This is a genomic window from Buttiauxella ferragutiae, assembly GCF_022637515.1.
In the GTDB taxonomy this organism is placed as follows: Bacteria; Pseudomonadota; Gammaproteobacteria; order Enterobacterales; family Enterobacteriaceae; genus Buttiauxella; species Buttiauxella ferragutiae.
The window spans coordinates 4,380,145-4,396,614 of sequence record NZ_CP093332.1 but is presented as its reverse complement, the minus strand read 5'-3'; the positions used below and the strand labels follow the sequence as shown (position 1 = coordinate 4,396,614).

At 50.9% G+C, this 16,470-nt stretch carries 14 protein-coding genes; all 14 read left to right on the top strand.

Annotated elements, in window-relative coordinates:
- The first annotated feature begins 47 nt into the window (after positions 1 to 47).
- The 14 genes from leuO to murG all read left to right on the top strand — a co-directional run bounded on the left by leuO (position 48) and on the right by murG (position 16,441).
- Positions 48 to 992 (top strand): transcriptional regulator LeuO, encoded by a 945-nt coding sequence (gene leuO / locus MNO13_RS20255; protein ID WP_064539952.1) that lies wholly within the window; start codon positions 48 to 50, stop codon positions 990 to 992.
- Positions 993 to 1,402: 410 nt separating this feature from the next.
- Positions 1,403 to 3,127: an acetolactate synthase 3 large subunit gene (ilvI, locus tag MNO13_RS20250; protein WP_232886607.1), complete on the top strand. Its 1,725-nt coding sequence runs from the start codon at positions 1,403 to 1,405 to the stop codon at positions 3,125 to 3,127.
- A gap of 2 nt (positions 3,128 to 3,129) precedes the next feature.
- Positions 3,130 to 3,621: an acetolactate synthase small subunit gene (ilvN, locus tag MNO13_RS20245; RefSeq protein WP_064539950.1), complete on the top strand. Its 492-nt coding sequence runs from the start codon at positions 3,130 to 3,132 to the stop codon at positions 3,619 to 3,621.
- 173 nt (positions 3,622 to 3,794) lie between these two features.
- Positions 3,795 to 4,799: a catabolite repressor/activator gene (cra, locus tag MNO13_RS20240; protein ID WP_064539948.1), complete on the top strand. Its 1,005-nt coding sequence runs from the start codon at positions 3,795 to 3,797 to the stop codon at positions 4,797 to 4,799.
- Between the two features lie 562 nt (positions 4,800 to 5,361).
- Positions 5,362 to 5,820 carry a division/cell wall cluster transcriptional repressor MraZ gene (gene mraZ / locus MNO13_RS20235; protein WP_064539946.1) on the top strand — a complete coding sequence of 153 codons (459 nt, stop codon included), beginning with the start codon at positions 5,362 to 5,364 and terminating at the stop codon, positions 5,818 to 5,820.
- Positions 5,821 to 5,823: 3 nt separating this feature from the next.
- Positions 5,824 to 6,765, top strand: a complete 942-nt coding sequence (gene rsmH, locus MNO13_RS20230; RefSeq protein ID WP_133522754.1) for a 16S rRNA (cytosine(1402)-N(4))-methyltransferase RsmH — start codon at positions 5,824 to 5,826, stop codon at positions 6,763 to 6,765.
- Positions 6,762 to 7,127, top strand: a complete 366-nt coding sequence (gene ftsL, locus MNO13_RS20225; protein WP_064539942.1) for a cell division protein FtsL — start codon at positions 6,762 to 6,764, stop codon at positions 7,125 to 7,127. Before rsmH ends, ftsL begins: the two co-directional genes overlap by 4 nt.
- Positions 7,128 to 7,142: 15 nt before the next feature.
- Positions 7,143 to 8,909 (top strand): peptidoglycan glycosyltransferase FtsI, encoded by a 1,767-nt coding sequence (locus tag MNO13_RS20220; protein ID WP_064539940.1) that lies wholly within the window; start codon positions 7,143 to 7,145, stop codon positions 8,907 to 8,909.
- Complete coding sequence (gene murE, locus MNO13_RS20215) at positions 8,896 to 10,383, top strand: UDP-N-acetylmuramoyl-L-alanyl-D-glutamate--2,6-diaminopimelate ligase (RefSeq protein ID WP_064539938.1); 1,488 nt, start codon at positions 8,896 to 8,898, stop codon at positions 10,381 to 10,383. The genes MNO13_RS20220 and murE overlap by 14 nt, the downstream gene beginning before the upstream one ends.
- Positions 10,380 to 11,738 (top strand): UDP-N-acetylmuramoyl-tripeptide--D-alanyl-D-alanine ligase, encoded by a 1,359-nt coding sequence (murF, locus tag MNO13_RS20210; RefSeq protein ID WP_064539936.1) that lies wholly within the window; start codon positions 10,380 to 10,382, stop codon positions 11,736 to 11,738. Before murE ends, murF begins: the two co-directional genes overlap by 4 nt.
- The gene (gene mraY / locus MNO13_RS20205) at positions 11,732 to 12,814 is read left to right on the top strand and encodes a phospho-N-acetylmuramoyl-pentapeptide-transferase (protein WP_064539934.1); all 1,083 of its coding nucleotides are present in this window, start codon (positions 11,732 to 11,734) and stop codon (positions 12,812 to 12,814) included. Before murF ends, mraY begins: the two co-directional genes overlap by 7 nt.
- Before the next feature lie 2 nt (positions 12,815 to 12,816).
- On the top strand, positions 12,817 to 14,133 hold the full coding sequence (gene murD / locus MNO13_RS20200; RefSeq protein ID WP_241939172.1) for a UDP-N-acetylmuramoyl-L-alanine--D-glutamate ligase: 1,317 nt from the start codon (positions 12,817 to 12,819) through the stop codon (positions 14,131 to 14,133).
- On the top strand, positions 14,133 to 15,377 hold the full coding sequence (gene ftsW / locus MNO13_RS20195; protein WP_064539930.1) for a cell division protein FtsW: 1,245 nt from the start codon (positions 14,133 to 14,135) through the stop codon (positions 15,375 to 15,377). Before murD ends, ftsW begins: the two co-directional genes overlap by 1 nt.
- Complete coding sequence (gene murG, locus MNO13_RS20190) at positions 15,374 to 16,441, top strand: undecaprenyldiphospho-muramoylpentapeptide beta-N-acetylglucosaminyltransferase (protein ID WP_064539929.1); 1,068 nt, start codon at positions 15,374 to 15,376, stop codon at positions 16,439 to 16,441. Before ftsW ends, murG begins: the two co-directional genes overlap by 4 nt.
- The last annotated feature ends 29 nt before the right edge of the window (positions 16,442 to 16,470 follow it).

The following is a 16,470-nucleotide window of genomic DNA, read 5'->3' as shown; positions in this document are numbered from 1 at the left end:
CAGGGCTAATCTGTGAATAAGGAATTGAAATCTTAGTGGAGACTAACATGTCTGATAACTACGTAGAGCAGCCAGCAGCTCATGATGGGTTTAAGCCTCAGTTGCGTTCCGTTGATTTAAATTTATTAACTGTATTTGATGCTGTTATGCAGGTGCAGAATATTACTCGTGCTGCTCAATCTCTGGGAATGTCCCAACCCGCAGTGAGTAATGCAGTAGCCCGGCTTAAAGTGATGTTCAATGATGAGCTGTTTGTTCGCTACGGCCGTGGTATCCAGCCTACAGCACGCGCATTTCAGCTATTTGGTTCAATTCGTCAGGCTTTGCAATTGATACAGAATGAGTTGCCGGGAGCTGGTTTCGAACCGAGCAGCAGTGAAAGAGTGTTTAACATCTGCGTCAGTAGTCCTTTGGACAATATGTTAACCTCTGCGATTTTCAATAATATGAAGCGTTTTGCTCCAGGTATTCAATTATTGTTTAAGTCTTCATTAAATAAAGATATTGAACATCAATTGCGTTATCAAGAGACCGAGTTTGTTATTAGCTATAGTGAATTTCGTCGTCCTGAGTTTACTTGTATCCCATTGTTTGAAGATGAAATGGTACTGGTAGCCAATCAGAAGCATCCGCGTTTAATTAAACCGCTTACTGAAGAAGATGTTTATAACGAAAAACATGCAGTGGTCTCCCTTGAGCGTTTTGCATCATTTAGTGCTCCGTGGTATCACACTTTGGAACAGCAATCCTGTATTGCTTATCAAGGAATGGCATTAACTAGTGTTTTAAATGTTGTTTCGCAGACTCAATTGGTCGCTATCGCACCACGCTGGTTAGCTGAAGAGTTTGCTGAATCACTTCATTTGCAAACATTCCCACTGCCGCTGCAAAATAATAAGGCCACCTGCTATTTATCCTGGCACGAAGCTGCCGGACGCGATAAAGGGCATCAGTGGATGGAAAAACTTCTGACCACTGTATGTAGTAAATAGGTTCCGATTGTTCACTTGATCCAGCCGGATAGTAAAAACTATTCGGTTATTCCGCATTTATTCATTTTTCTGGTTTTTTTCTCTGTAGTTGTTTTTGTTCTTTCCTTCCTTCGATCCCAATAATTCCTGCTGTAATTAGATTTAACCTACAAAGCCACCATTCATAACATTTTCAATCATAATCTTTGCTTATGCTCAGAGCTTAACTCCGTCTGAGTAGTGTTTTGCAGTGTTGATGAGAAAACGCTGTATCGACGGCTGAAGATTGGCAATTGATTGCCTGATTTTCAACGGTTATGTTAGGCGGACTATCAAAAAAGAAAATAAATGCAGGGCGCAACAACCTGTCTCAACGACTTAGCCGAAATGATTTCAGCGGTCGGTCAAACACGTAAGCCTGGAGGCAAACCATGGAGATGTTGTCAGGAGCCGAGATGGTCGTTCGATCGCTTATCGATCAGGGCGTTAAACATGTATTCGGTTACCCCGGAGGCGCAGTACTCGATATTTACGATGCGCTTCATACTATTGGCGGCATTGATCATGTGCTGGTACGCCACGAACAAGCAGCAGTGCATATGGCCGATGGCCTTGCACGTGCAACCGGTGAAGTGGGTGTCGTACTTGTGACATCAGGTCCGGGTGCGACAAACGCGATAACCGGTATAGCTACGGCTTATATGGATTCAATCCCGATGGTCGTACTATCGGGCCAGGTGGCGACATCCCTTATTGGCTATGACGCTTTCCAGGAATGCGACATGGTGGGAATTTCTCGCCCAGTCGTAAAACATAGTTTCTTAGTCAAACAAGCGGAAGATATTCCGGCCATTATTAAAAAAGCCTTCTGGCTCGCAGCAAGCGGTCGCCCAGGGCCGGTGGTGGTGGATTTGCCGAAAGACATTATGAGTCCGGCAAACAAGTTTCCTTATAGCTACCCTGAATCCGTCAGCATGCGTTCTTATAACCCGACCACTCAAGGTCACAAAGGGCAGATTAAGCGTGCACTGCAAACGTTGCTGGCGGCGAAAAAACCGGTGATGTATGTCGGCGGCGGGGCAATCACTGCTGCTTGCCATGACGAATTGCACGAGCTGGCGGAAAAACTCAATATTCCCGTTGTTTCCTCCTTAATGGGGTTGGGTGCATTCCCGGGAACGCATCGTCAGGCATTAGGAATGCTGGGGATGCACGGAACCTACGAAGCCAACATGGTGATGCACAATTCCGATGTGATTTTCGGTGTCGGAGTGCGCTTTGATGACCGCACCACTAACAATCTGGCGAAGTACTGCCCGAACGCGACTGTGCTGCATATTGATATCGACCCAACTTCGATATCTAAAACAGTCGGTGCAGATATTCCAATTGTTGGCGATGCGCGTCAGGTTTTACAGCAGATGCTGGAATTGCTGGCGCAGGAGGATACGTCACAATCCTGCGATGAAATTCGTGACTGGTGGCAACAGATTGAGCAATGGCGTGCGCGTCAGTGCCTCGAATTTGACAGAACCAGCGATAAAATTAAGCCACAGGCAGTTATTGAAACTATCTACCGTCTGACCAAAGGCGAAGCTTATGTCACTTCGGATGTCGGCCAGCACCAGATGTTCGCCGCACTCTATTACACCTTTGATAAACCACGCCGTTGGATTAACTCTGGTGGCCTCGGCACCATGGGCTTTGGCCTGCCTGCGGCACTAGGTGTGAAGCTGGCATTGCCGGAGGAAACCGTAGTTTGTGTCACCGGCGATGGCAGTATTCAGATGAATATCCAGGAGCTTTCTACTGCGCTGCAATACGGTTTGCCAGTGTTAGTGCTCAATCTTAATAACCGCTATCTCGGCATGGTCAAACAGTGGCAGGACATGATTTATTCGGGTCGGCACTCCCAATCCTATATGGAGTCTTTACCTGATTTCGTACGCGTTGCAGAAGCTTATGGCCACGTTGGGATTGGTATCAGTAAACCTGAAGAACTGGAAAGCAAACTTATTGAAGCGCTGGAAGCGGTGCGTAACCAGCGTCTGGTATTTGTCGATGTGACTGTCGATGGCACTGAGCATGTGTACCCAATGCAGATCCGTGGCGGTGGTATGGATGAGATGTGGTTAAGTAAAACGGAGAGAACCTGATTATGCGCCGGATATTATCTGTATTACTCGAAAATGAGTCCGGGGCGCTGTCCCGAGTTATTGGCTTGTTCGCTCAGCGTGGTTACAACATTGAAAGCCTGACGGTGGCACCGACTGACGATCCGACACTGTCTCGTATGACTATCCAAACGGTAGGTGATGCAAAAGTGCTTGAGCAGATTGAAAAGCAATTGCACAAGCTGGTTGATGTTCTGCGGGTGAGTGAACTGGGACAAGGGGCCCACGTTGAGCGCGAAATCATGCTGGTTAAAGTACAAGCCAGTGGTTACGGGCGTGAAGAAGTGAAGCGCAACGCTGAGATCTTTCGTGGGCAAATCATTGATGTAACCCCAACGCTGTATACGGTTCAGTTAGCAGGAACCAGCGATAAGCTAGACGCTTTCCTGAATACGATTCGTGAAGTGGCAAAAATTGTCGAAGTGGCACGCTCGGGTATTGTGGGCGTATCGCGTGGTGATAAGATCATGCGCTAGCCTGTGAATGGCGAATAAAAAGTAACCCGGTCTACTCATGCCGGGTTTTTTTTTGCAAATGACCCAACAACTGCCAGTAAAAGCGGTTGCCCGAGTTATTATTCTGCGCTTAGATGATAAAAATGAAACCATGACCAGGGCATGGTTATGGCAATCCTAAATAAGGGGCTACTGTGAAATTGGATGAAATCGCGCGCCTGGCTGGAGTTTCGCGCACCACGGCGAGCTACGTCATCAACGGTAAGGCAAAGCAGTATCGCGTCAGCGATAAGACTGTTGATAAAGTTATGGCGGTTGTTCGCGAACATAACTACCACCCGAATGCGGTGGCGGCGGGATTACGTGCCGGGCGTACGCGTTCTATCGGATTGGTTATTCCAGATCTTGAGAACACGAGTTATACCCGTATCGCTAACTATCTCGAGCGGCAGGCTCGTCAGCGTGGGTACCAGCTATTAATTGCCTGCTCTGAAGATCAGCCGGATAACGAAATGCGCTGTATCGAACATCTGTTGCAACGTCAGGTGGATGCCATCATTGTTTCCACCTCTTTACCCCCTGAGCATCCGTTCTATCAGCGTTGGGCGAACGATCCCTTCCCAATAATTGCACTCGATCGTGCATTAGACCGTGAAAATTTCATCAGCGTAGTGGGTGCTGACCAGGAAGATGCAGAAATGCTGGCCAGCGAGCTGCGTACTTTTCCTGCTGAAACTGTACTTTACCTTGGCGCATTGCCTGAGCTTTCCGTCAGCTATCTGCGTGAACAAGGTTTTCGCACTGCATGGAAGGATGATCCGCGTGAGGTGAATTTCCTCTATGCCAACAGCTACGAGCGCGAAGCTGCAGCACAGTTATTTGATAAATGGCTGGAAACCCATCCAATGCCACAGGCCCTGTACACCACTTCATTTGCGTTATTACAAGGTGTTATGGATGTAACATTGCGGCGTGAGGGGCAATTACCGACAGAGTTGGCGATTGCTACCTTTGGGGATCATGAACTGCTCGATTTCCTGCAATGCCCAGTCCTCGCGGTAGCTCAGCGCCACCGTGATGTTGCGGAGCGTGTGCTGGAATTAGTTCTTGCCAGTCTTGATGAGCCACGTAAACCTAAGGCCGGCCTCACTCGTATTCGCCGTAATCTATACCGTCGTGGCAGTTTAAGTCGCCACTAACAAGAAATGGCAGTTCCGGCTGCCATTCTTATTTAAGAATATTCTCGTGTTAATTCCCTTAGTAATACAGGTAATTATTTTTTACCGGTAATAGTTAAATCTTTAATTCCAGAATCGATATAACACGGCTTTGGAATTATTTTGTTACATAGCAATGTGTAAAAATGCCGGATAATTAAACAATAGCTATCTGAAAAGAATCAAACTTCCCTCCAGCCCGCGCTTCGCCTACATCTGACGCTGTTATCCTGCCGAGAAATACCTTAAAATGCCGACCGCGTCGCAAACTGGACACTTCATATTTTACCTGTCAGGTTTTCAGTCGATTTAACGATATTTATGCTTATTGATCCTTTTTCTTTCAAATATTCATAACGTTAATTTTGCATCGTGAATGTAGCGCCTTTTCACGCCAGTCATTTATCAATCGCTTAGGAGATGAAAATTATTTCCGTCTGCGTTGTAGCTTGCTTGACAAGGTTTTCCTCCGCTCCGTAAACTCCTTTAGGTGGGATTTTGTGGGTCAAAGTGGTGGAAAGGGGAATTTAAGGGTGAGGCTGGCATGTTCCGTGGGGCAACATTAGTCAATCTCGACAGCAAAGGGCGGCTCGCCGTACCTACCCGTTACCGGGATGCGCTTGTCGAAACCTCTGAAGGTCAGATGGTTTGTACCATCGACATCCATCACCCATGCCTGCTGCTTTATACCCTTCCCGAGTGGGAAATTATTGAACAAAAGCTAGCTCGTCTGTCGAGCATGAACCCGGTTGAGCGTCGCGTGCAGCGATTGTTACTGGGCCATGCCAGTGAATGTCAGATGGATAGCGCCGGGCGTTTGTTGTTGGCCCCAGTTTTGCGCCAACACGCCGGGCTAACCAAAGAAGTGATGCTGGTTGGGCAGTTCAATAAATTTGAACTGTGGGATGAAACGACCTGGCATCAACAGGTCAAGGAAGACATCGACGCTGAGCAGGCCACGACGACTACGTTGTCGGATAGGCTGCAGGACTTGTCACTATAAATAATGATGGAAAATTTTAAACATACTTCGGTGCTGCTTGATGAGGCCGTGAATGGTCTCAACATTCGTCAGGATGGCATCTACATCGATGGCACCTTTGGTCGTGGCGGCCATTCTCGTTTGATTCTTTCCCAACTGGGACCAGAAGGACGCTTGCTGGCTATCGACCGTGATCCGCAAGCAATTGAAGCGGCTCAGGCAATTGATGACCCACGCTTCTCCATTATTCATGGGCCTTTCTCTGAATTAGCTGAATACGCACGCGAACGCGATTTGCTGGGAAAAATTGACGGCATCCTGTTGGATCTTGGCGTCTCTTCACCGCAACTCGATGATGCTGAACGCGGTTTCTCGTTTATGCGTGACGGCCCGTTAGATATGCGTATGGACCCAACTCGTGGTCAATCCGCTGCTCAGTGGTTACTCACAGCAGACGAAGCTGATATCGCCTGGGTTATTAAAACCTTTGGTGAAGAAAAGTTCGGTAAGCGTATTGCTCGCGCCATTATTGAGCGCAACCGTGAACAGCCAATGACTCGTACCAAAGAACTGGCAACAGTCGTGGCTGCGGCAATGCCGGTAAAAGATAAGTTTAAACATCCGGCAACGCGTACGTTCCAGGCGATCCGTATCTGGATCAACAGTGAACTTGAAGAGATTGAACAGGCACTTAAAGGTTCAATTGAAACACTGTCCCCTGGTGGCCGCTTGTCGATTATCAGTTTCCACTCTTTGGAAGACCGGATTGTTAAGCGCTTTATGCGTGAAAACACCCGTGGGCCACAGGTTCCGGCTGGTATTCCAATGACTGAAGCTCAGTTGAATAAACTCGGCGGCAGATATTTAAAATCCATCGGCAAAATGATGCCGGGTGACGAAGAAGTGGCGGAAAACCCACGCGCGCGTAGTTCGGTACTGCGTATCGCTGAAAGGACGAACGCATGATCAATAAAGTGGCAGAAGCCCTAAATAAAGTTACTGGCCAGTTGAGCAGTGGCGAGCGTCATGCACTACCAGCGGTGATTGGTGGTGACTTGCTGCGTCATGGGAAAATGCCACTGATTTTGTTTACCGCCATTATCGTTACCGCCATTTTTGTCGTCACCACCGCGCACCATACCCGTCTGCTTACCGCACAGCGTGAGCAAATGGTGGTGGAGCGTGATGCGTTAGATATCGAGTGGCGCAATCTGATTTTGGAAGAAAATGCACTAGGCGATCATAGCCGAGTGGAGCGGGTCGCGACGGAAAAGCTGCAATTGCAGCATGTCGACCCATCGCAGGAAAACATCGTAGTTCAGCAATAAGGAATCGCGTGACAGATGAGAGCAGCGGCAAAAACGCTTAAACCGAAACGCCAGGAAGAACAGGCCAACTTTGTAAGTTGGCGTTTTGCGTTGCTTTGCGGTTGCATTTTGCTGGCGCTGGTTTTCCTGTTGGGGCGCGTTGCCTGGCTGCAAATCATCGCGCCAGACATGTTAGTGCGCCAGGGGGATATGCGTTCCCTACGCGTGCAGGAAGTCTCGACTTCTCGTGGCATGATTAGCGACCGTGCAGGTCGTCCACTGGCAGTGAGTGTGCCGGTGAATGCGATTTGGGCAGACCCTAAAGAGTTGCATGATGCGGGTGGCATTACGCTTGATAACCGCTGGAAAGCACTGGCAGATGCTCTAAAAATCCCTCTTGATCAGCTTGCTTCTCGCGTCAACAGCAATCCAAAAGGTCGCTTTATTTATCTGGCACGCCAGGTAAACCCCGATATCGGCGACTACATCAAAAAACTCAAACTTCCAGGGATTCATCTACGTGAAGAGTCTCGTCGCTACTACCCATCTGGCGAAGTAACCGCTCATCTTATTGGCTTCACCAACGTCGATAGTCAGGGGATTGAAGGCGTAGAAAAGAGCTTCGATAAATGGCTTACCGGCCAACCTGGCGAGCGCGTTGTGCGTAAAGACCGCTACGGTCGCGTCATCGAAGATATCTCCTCAACCGATAGCCAGGCTGCCCATAACCTGGCTTTGAGCATTGATGAACGCCTGCAGGCGCTGGTTTATCGCGAGCTCAACAACGCTGTGGCCTTCAACAAAGCTGAATCAGGTAGTGCAGTGCTGGTGGATGTGAATACAGGTGAAGTGTTGGCGATGGCTAACAGCCCTTCCTACAACCCCAATAACCTGACCGGCACGCCGAAAGACATTATGCGTAACCGTACTATTACGGACGTTTTCGAGCCGGGTTCGACAGTTAAACCGATGGTTGTCATGACCGCTCTGCAACGTGGTGTGGTACGTGAAAACACCGTTCTGAATACCGTGCCGTACCGCATTAATGGTCATGAGATCAAAGATGTGGCGCGCTACAGCGAATTGACCCTTACCGGGGTACTACAGAAGTCGAGTAACGTCGGGGTTTCAAAACTGGCGTTAGCGATGCCCTCCTCAGCGTTGGTAGATACTTACTCACGTTTTGGATTGGGAAAAGCGACCAACTTGGGGCTGGTCGGAGAACGCAGTGGCTTATATCCGCAAAAACAACGGTGGTCTGACATAGAGAGGGCCACCTTCTCTTTCGGCTACGGGCTAATGGTAACCCCGTTACAGTTAGCGCGTGTCTACGCAACGATCGGCAGCTACGGCGTATATCGTCCGTTGTCGATAACGAAGGTTGATCCACCGGTTCCAGGTGAACGTATCTTCCCTGAACCGTTGGTTCGTACCGTCGTTCATATGATGGAAAGTGTGGCATTACCCGGTGGTGGTGGCGTGAAAGCGGCCATCAAGGGTTACCGCATTGCAATTAAGACCGGTACTGCGAAAAAAGTCGGGCCGGATGGAAAATACGTCAACAAATACATCGCTTACACCGCAGGTGTTGCGCCAGCCAGTAATCCACGATTCGCTTTGGTTGTGGTCATTAACGATCCACAAGCAGGTAAATATTACGGTGGTGCCGTCTCTGCACCTGTGTTCGGTGCCATCATGGGCGGCGTTCTGCGCACCATGAATATCGAACCGGATGCTTTGGCGACAGGTGAAAAAAGTGAATTTGTAATCAATCAAAAAGAGGGAACAGGTGGCAGATCGTAATTTGCGCGACCTTCTCGCTCCGTGGGTGCCAGCGCTACCTGCGAGAGCTCTGCGAGAAATGACACTCGATAGTCGCGTGGCGGCGTCGGGCGACCTTTTTGTGGCTGTAGTCGGCCATCAGGCGGACGGGCGTCGATATATCCCGCAGGCAATAGCGCAAGGCGTAGCCGCTGTCGTGGCTGAAGCTGAAGGCGAAGCAACGGATGGCGAAGTCCGTGAAATGCACGGTGTGCCGGTTATTTATCTGAGCCAGCTGCATCAACGCCTTTCTGCCCTGGCAGGGCGTTTTTACCACCAACCCTCGAGTGCATTACGCCTGGTTGGCGTGACGGGTACTAACGGTAAAACCACTACAGCTCAGTTGCTTGCGCAGTGGAGCCAGTTATTAGGCGAAACCAGTGCCGTTATGGGGACTGTCGGTAACGGCCTGCTTGGTAACGTAAAACCAACCGAAAACACCACCGGTTCTGCCGTTGATGTACAGCAAGTGCTTGCTAACCTTGCAGAGCAAGGTGCGAGCTTTGCCGCAATGGAAGTTTCCTCCCACGGTCTGGTTCAGCATCGTGTTTCCGCTCTGAAATTTGCCGCCAGCGTGTTCACCAACCTAAGCCGTGATCACCTCGATTACCACGGCGATATGGCAGGTTACGAAGCGGCTAAATGGCTGCTGTTCTCCGAACACGATTATGGCCATGCCATCATCAATGCTGACGATGAGGTCGGGCGCAACTGGTTAGCGCGTCTACCTGACGCCGTTGCCGTGACGATGGAAAATAATTTACAGCCTGGCTGTCGTGGCCGTTGGTTGAAAGCCACCAACGTGCATTATCACGATGGTGGCGCGACTATCCAGTTCAACTCCTCCTGGGGCGATGGCGAAATTGAAAGCCGCCTGATGGGAGCCTTTAACGTCAGCAACTTGTTGTTAGCGCTGGCGACTCTGTTAGTGCTGGATTACCCAATTGAAGAATTACTGAAAACAGCACCGAGTCTGCAACCGGTTTGCGGGCGAATGGAAGTTTTCAGCGCGCCGGGTAAACCGACGGTAGTGGTGGATTATGCCCACACGCCGGATGCTCTGGAAAAAGCATTACAGGCTGCCCGTTTGCATTGCAGTGGCAAGCTATGGTGCGTCTTCGGTTGCGGTGGCGATCGTGATAAAGGCAAGCGTCCGATTATGGGCGGTATCGCCGAGCAATATGCGGATGTTGTGGTTGTCACCGATGACAACCCACGTACTGAAGAGCCGAACGCAATTGTGGCTGATATTCTGGTTGGCATGCTGGACGCCGGGCGTGCACATGTGGTTTCAGGTCGTGCCGAAGCGGTAACCAACGCGATTATGCAGGCGCAAGAAAATGATGTCGTTCTGGTAGCAGGCAAAGGCCATGAGGACTATCAGATTGTTGGTGTGCGCCGTCTGGACTATTCCGACCGCGTCACTGCCGCCCGCCTGTTGGGAGTTGTGGCATGATCCGCGTTTCATTAGGCCAGCTCGCCACTATCCTGCATGGCGAATTGCACGGCGCTGATGCGGACATCATTGATGTCACCACTGACACGCGCAAATTAACGCCTGGGTGCCTGTTTGTCGCATTAAAAGGCGAACGCTTCGATGCACACGATTTTGCGCAAGATGCGGTAAACGGCGGGGCAGGTGCATTACTGGTTTCTCGCAAGCTGGATGTTAAGGTTCCGCAACTTGTGGTTGCAGATACACATCAAGCATTCGGCGAACTGGCGGCCTGGGTCCGTCAACAGGTTCCAACGCGGATTGTGGCGTTGACTGGTTCTTCCGGAAAAACCTCTGTAAAAGAGATGACCGCAGCGATTTTGCGCGAATGCGGTAACACCTTGTATACCGCTGGCAATCTGAATAACGACATTGGTGTGCCAATGACGTTGTTACGCCTGACGCCAGAATATGAATATGCTGTCATTGAGCTGGGTGCAAACCATCAAGGTGAAATCGCCTGGACGGTTAATCTGACGCGCCCGGAAGCCGCACTGGTGAACAACCTTGCCGCGGCACACCTTGAAGGCTTTGGCTCACTTGCCGGTGTTGCGAAAGCGAAAGGTGAGATCTTCGCCGGCCTGCCGGAGAATGGTATTGCGATTCTCAATGCCGACAATAATGACTGGCTGAACTGGCAAGAAATTATTGGTGCGCGCAAAACCTGGCGTTTCTCTCCGAATGCAACCGGAAGTGATTTTACCGCGACCAATGTCCACATCACCGTACATGGCACTGAGTTCACCATCAAAACGCCAATCGGCGATGTTGATGTGACCTTGCCGCTTCCTGGCCGTCACAACATTGCTAATGCATTGGCTGCAACGTCGCTGGCGTTGGCGGTGGGGGCGTCACTGGAAGCTGTGAAAGCAGGTCTTGCCGACTTAAAAGCTGTTCCTGGGCGTTTGTTCCCGATTCAACTTTCCGAAAACCAACTTCTGCTCGATGACAGTTACAACGCGAATGTGGGCTCAATGACCGCCGCCGCGCAGGTGCTGTCTGAAATGCCGGGTTTCCGCGTGATGGTTGTTGGCGATATGGCTGAACTGGGCGACGAGTCTGTTGAATGCCATCGTCAGGTGGGTGAAGCGGCGAAAGCCGTGGGTATTGATTGTGTATTGAGTGTTGGCAAACTGAGCGAAATTATCAGCCAAGCCTCTGAAGTTGGCGAACATTTTACCGATAAGCCTTCTTTAATCGTGCGTCTGAAGGCGCTTATCGAAGAGCATTCAATGATGACCATTTTAGTGAAGGGTTCACGTAGTGCTGCCATGGAACAGGTAGTACTCGCATTACAGGAGAATGGAACATGTTAGTTTGGCTGGCCGAACACTTGGTCAAATATTATTCAGGCTTTAACGTCTTTTCCTATCTGACGTTTCGCGCCATTGTCAGCCTGCTGACTGCTCTGTTCATCTCGTTATGGATGGGGCCGCGTATGATTGCTCGTTTGCAGCAACTCTCTTTCGGCCAGGTCGTGCGTAATGACGGCCCGGAGTCCCATTTTAGCAAGCGCGGTACACCAACGATGGGCGGGATTATGATCCTGACCTCAATCGTTATCTCTGTGTTGATGTGGGCGTATCCTTCCAATCCATACGTCTGGTGCGTGTTGTTCGTACTGGTGGGTTACGGGGCGATTGGCTTTGTCGATGACTACCGCAAAGTGGTACGCAAAGACACCAAAGGTTTGATTGCTCGTTGGAAATATTTCTGGATGTCGGTTATCGCGTTGGCTGTTGCCTTCACGATGTACATCGCAGGGAAGGGAACGCCAGCCACCGAGCTGGTTGTGCCGTTCTTTAAAGACGTGATGCCGCAACTTGGCCTGTTTTACGTACTGCTGGCGTACTTTGTCATCGTCGGTACCGGCAATGCCGTAAACCTGACCGATGGTCTCGATGGCCTGGCGATTATGCCAACCGTGCTGGTGGCGGCAGGATTTGCGCTGGTGGCGTGGGCGACAGGTAACATTAAGTTTGCTGAGTATCTGCATATCCCTTATCTGCGCCATTCCGGTGAACTGGTTATCGTCTGTACGGCGATTGTCGGTGCCGGGTTAGGTTTCCTGTGGTTCAACACCTATCCAGCGCAAGTCTTTATGGGCGATGTCGGCTCTTTGGCTCTGGGCGGTGCACTCGGCACTATCGCGGTACTACTGCGCCAGGAATTCCTGTTAGTGATTATGGGTGGCGTGTTCGTGGTTGAAACGCTGTCGGTTATTTTGCAGGTTGGTTCCTTCAAATTGCGCGGGCAGCGTATTTTCCGCATGGCCCCGATTCATCACCATTATGAATTGAAAGGCTGGCCTGAGCCGCGAGTCATTGTGCGCTTCTGGATTATTTCGCTGATGCTGGTTCTGATCGGCCTCGCTACCCTGAAGGTGCGCTAACCATGACTGATTACCAGGGTAAAAAAGTCGTTATTATCGGATTGGGCCTCACTGGCCTGTCCTGTGTGGATTTCTTCCTTGCGCGCGGCGTCACGCCTCGCGTAATGGATACCCGCATCTCACCACCGGGGTTGGAAAGATTGCCAGACACGGTGGAACGACATACTGGCTCACTCAACGAAGACTGGTTGTTAGCGGCTGACTTGATTATTGCCAGCCCTGGTATCGCTGTCGCTCATCCTGCGTTGAGCCGTGCCGCAGACGCCGGTGTTGAAATCATTGGTGATATCGAACTGTTTTGCCGTGAAGCACAAGCGCCTATTGTGGCGATTACCGGTTCTAACGGTAAAAGCACGGTCACCACGTTAGTCGGTGAAATGGCGAAAGCCGCTGGCGTCAATGTTGGCGTGGGTGGAAACATCGGGTTGCCAGCATTGATGCTACTCGATCAGAACTGTGAGCTTTATGTACTTGAGTTATCCAGCTTCCAGTTGGAAACCACGTTTAGCCTGAAAGCCGCAGCGGCGACCATTCTCAACGTCACTGAAGATCATATGGATCGCTATCCGTTGGGTTTGCAGCAGTACCGTGCGGCTAAGTTACGAGTTTATGAAAACGCGGCGCTTTGTGTCGTCAATGCTGATGACGCGCTGACGATGCCAGTGCGTGGTGCAGACGAGCGCTGTGTGAGCTTTGGTGTGGATGTCGGTGACTATCATCTTAATTACCAGCAGGGCGACACCTGGCTACGAGTGAAGGGCGAGAAAGTCCTGAACACCAAAGAGATGAAAGTGGTGGGGCGTCATAACTACACCAACGCGCTTGCTGCACTGGCACTGGCTGATGCGGTGAAACTCCCACGCTCCAGCAGCCTGAAAGCCCTCACCACATTTACGGGTCTGGCTCACCGCTTCCAGCTTTCCTGGGAACGTAACGGTGTGCGCTGGATTAACGATTCTAAAGCGACCAATGTCGGCAGTACTGAAGCGGCGTTGAACGGTTTGAAAGTCGACGGGACTTTGCATCTGCTGTTAGGCGGTGACGGTAAATCTGCGGATTTCTCCTCGCTTAGCCAATATCTGCAAGGTTCAGCAATTCGCCTTTATTGTTTTGGCCGTGATGGTGCTGAACTTGCGGCACTGCGCCCGGATGTTGCCGAGCAAACTGAAACCATGGAACAGGCGATGAAATTGATCGCAACCCGCGTACAACCGGGTGACATGGTTCTGCTTTCACCGGCTTGCGCCAGCCTCGATCAGTTCAAAAACTTCGAGCAACGTGGCGACCAATTCACTCTGCTTGCGAAGGAGCTTGGCTGATGCGCTTATCTCTCCCTCGCCTGCGAATGCCACGACTGCCAGGATTTGCCATCCTGAGTTGGCTGGCGTCGGCGGTAAAAGGCTGGGTGATGGGCTCCCGCGAAGCTGATTCAAATAGCATGGTGCTGTACGACCGTACTTTGCTCTGGCTGACTTTCGGGTTGGCCGCAGTAGGCTTTGTTATGGTCACATCGGCATCGATGCCGGTGGGGCAGCGTCTGGCAAATGATCCGTTCCTGTTTGCCAAACGTGATGGTTTGTACATCGCACTGGCTTTTGCACTGTCGTTGGTAACACTGCGTTTACCGATGGAATTCTGGCAGCGTCACAGTACCGCGCTGCTGCTATTATCCATCGCAATGCTGTTGATCGTACTGGTCGTCGGTAGCTCGGTTAACGGGGCATCACGCTGGATTGCGTTCGGTCCACTGCGTATTCAGCCTGCTGAGTTTACCAAGCTGTCGTTGTTCTGCTATCTGGCCAACTACCTGGTTCGTAAGGTTGATGAAGTACGTAACAACTTGCGCGGCTTCCTCAAACCGATGGGCGTTATTCTGGTGATGGCAGTGTTGTTGCTGGCGCAGCCTGACCTCGGTACTGTGGTTGTGCTGTTTGTGACAACGCTTGCGATGTTGTTCCTCGCCGGTGCCAAACTCTGGCAGTTCCTCGCGATTATCGGCATGGGTATTTCTGCCGTGGTGCTACTGATCCTCGCAGAACCTTATCGTATTCGCCGCGTAACGTCCTTCTGGAATCCGTGGGAAGACCCGTTTGGTAGTGGCTACCAGCTAACACAATCTCTGATGGCGTTTGGCCGCGGTGAATTGTGGGGGCAGGGCTTAGGGAATTCGGTACAAAAACTCGAGTATTTACCGGAAGCGCATACCGACTTCATCTTCTCCATTATCGGAGAAGAGCTCGGATATATCGGTGTGGTGCTGGCATTAATGATGGTATTCTTCGTGGCTTTTCGTGCGATGTCCATCGGTAAACGTGCGTTAGAAATGGACCAACGTTTTGCAGGGTTTTTAGGCTGCTCAATCGGGATCTGGTTTAGTTTCCAGGCTCTGGTAAACGTTGGGGCGGCAGCGGGCATGTTGCCAACCAAAGGCCTGACATTACCCCTGATCAGTTACGGTGGTTCAAGCCTGATAATTATGTCTACAGCAATCATGATGTTGCTGCGTATTGATTATGAAACCCGTCTGGCAAAAGCACAGGCGTTCACGAAGGGTGTGCGATGAGTAATCAAACCCGGCGGTTAATGGTGATGGCAGGCGGGACTGGCGGGCATGTGTTCCCGGGGCTTGCTGTGGCGCATCACTTAATGGACCAGGGCTGGCAAGTCCGCTGGCTGGGAACCGCCGATCGTATGGAAGCTGACTTAGTTCCTAAACATGGGATTGAGATCGATTTTATTCGTATTTCAGGTTTGCGCGGTAAAGGCCTGAAAGCCATGTTGTTGGCGCCCGCGCGTATTTTCAACGCCTGGCGTCAGGCGCGAGCCATCATGAAAGCGTATCGCCCGGATGTGGTTCTGGGGATGGGCGGTTATGTATCTGGCCCTGGTGGTCTGGCAGCCTGGTCGCTCGGTATTCCCGTGGTGTTACATGAGCAAAATGGTATTGCTGGTTTAACCAACAAATGGTTGTCAAAAATCGCCAAAAAAGTGATGCAGGCATTTCCGGGGGCTTTCCCGAATGCTGATGTGGTGGGCAATCCGGTGCGCACTGATGTGCTGGCGCTACCATTACCGCAAGAACGTTTTTCCGGACGTGAAGGCCCTGTTCGCGTTTTAGTCGTCGGTGGCTCTCAAGGGGCTCGCGTGCTGAACCAGACGATGCCGCAAGTTGCAGGCCGTCTGGGTGATTCTGTCACTATCTGGCACCAATGTGGTAAAGGTGGGCTGGACGTTGTTCAGCAGGCCTATGCTGAAGCCGCACAGCCTCAGCATAAAGTGACCGAATTTATTGATGATATGGCTGCTGCTTATGCATGGGCCGATGTCGTGGTGTGTCGCTCCGGTGCGTTAACCGTCAGTGAAATCGCGGCAGCAGGGTTACCTGCACTGTTTGTTCCCTTCCAGCATAAAGATCGGCAGCAATACTGGAATGCGCTGCCGCTGGAAAAAGCTGGAGCGGCAAAAATACTGGAGCAACCGCAGTTTACCGTGGATGCCGTTACCCAAACTCTCGCCGGGTGGGACAGAACGACGTTACTGGCAATGGCCGAACGTGCGCGTGCTGCATCCATTCCTGATGCCACAGAACGGGTAGCAAATGAAGTGAGCGCCGCAGCACTGGCGTAATCATTGTGGGTGGCTCTTTTGCCCATGAA

What these genes read in the sequence shown, in the direction of transcription:
- ftsW (WP_064539930.1), top strand. Translation starts at nt 14,133, where the DNA reads ATGCGCTTATCTCTCCCTCGCCTGCGAATGCCACGACTGCCAGGATTT.
- mraY (WP_064539934.1), top strand. Translation starts at nt 11,732, where the DNA reads ATGTTAGTTTGGCTGGCCGAACACTTGGTCAAATATTATTCAGGCTTT.
- murG (WP_064539929.1), top strand. Translation starts at nt 15,374, where the DNA reads ATGAGTAATCAAACCCGGCGGTTAATGGTGATGGCAGGCGGGACTGGC.
- MNO13_RS20220 (WP_064539940.1), top strand. Translation starts at nt 7,143, where the DNA reads ATGAGAGCAGCGGCAAAAACGCTTAAACCGAAACGCCAGGAAGAACAG.
- ilvN (WP_064539950.1), top strand. Translation starts at nt 3,130, where the DNA reads ATGCGCCGGATATTATCTGTATTACTCGAAAATGAGTCCGGGGCGCTG.
- ilvI (WP_232886607.1), top strand. Translation starts at nt 1,403, where the DNA reads ATGGAGATGTTGTCAGGAGCCGAGATGGTCGTTCGATCGCTTATCGAT.
- leuO (WP_064539952.1), top strand. Translation starts at nt 48, where the DNA reads ATGTCTGATAACTACGTAGAGCAGCCAGCAGCTCATGATGGGTTTAAG.
- murD (WP_241939172.1), top strand. Translation starts at nt 12,817, where the DNA reads ATGACTGATTACCAGGGTAAAAAAGTCGTTATTATCGGATTGGGCCTC.
- murF (WP_064539936.1), top strand. Translation starts at nt 10,380, where the DNA reads ATGATCCGCGTTTCATTAGGCCAGCTCGCCACTATCCTGCATGGCGAA.
- rsmH (WP_133522754.1), top strand. Translation starts at nt 5,824, where the DNA reads ATGATGGAAAATTTTAAACATACTTCGGTGCTGCTTGATGAGGCCGTG.
- mraZ (WP_064539946.1), top strand. Translation starts at nt 5,362, where the DNA reads ATGTTCCGTGGGGCAACATTAGTCAATCTCGACAGCAAAGGGCGGCTC.
- ftsL (WP_064539942.1), top strand. Translation starts at nt 6,762, where the DNA reads ATGATCAATAAAGTGGCAGAAGCCCTAAATAAAGTTACTGGCCAGTTG.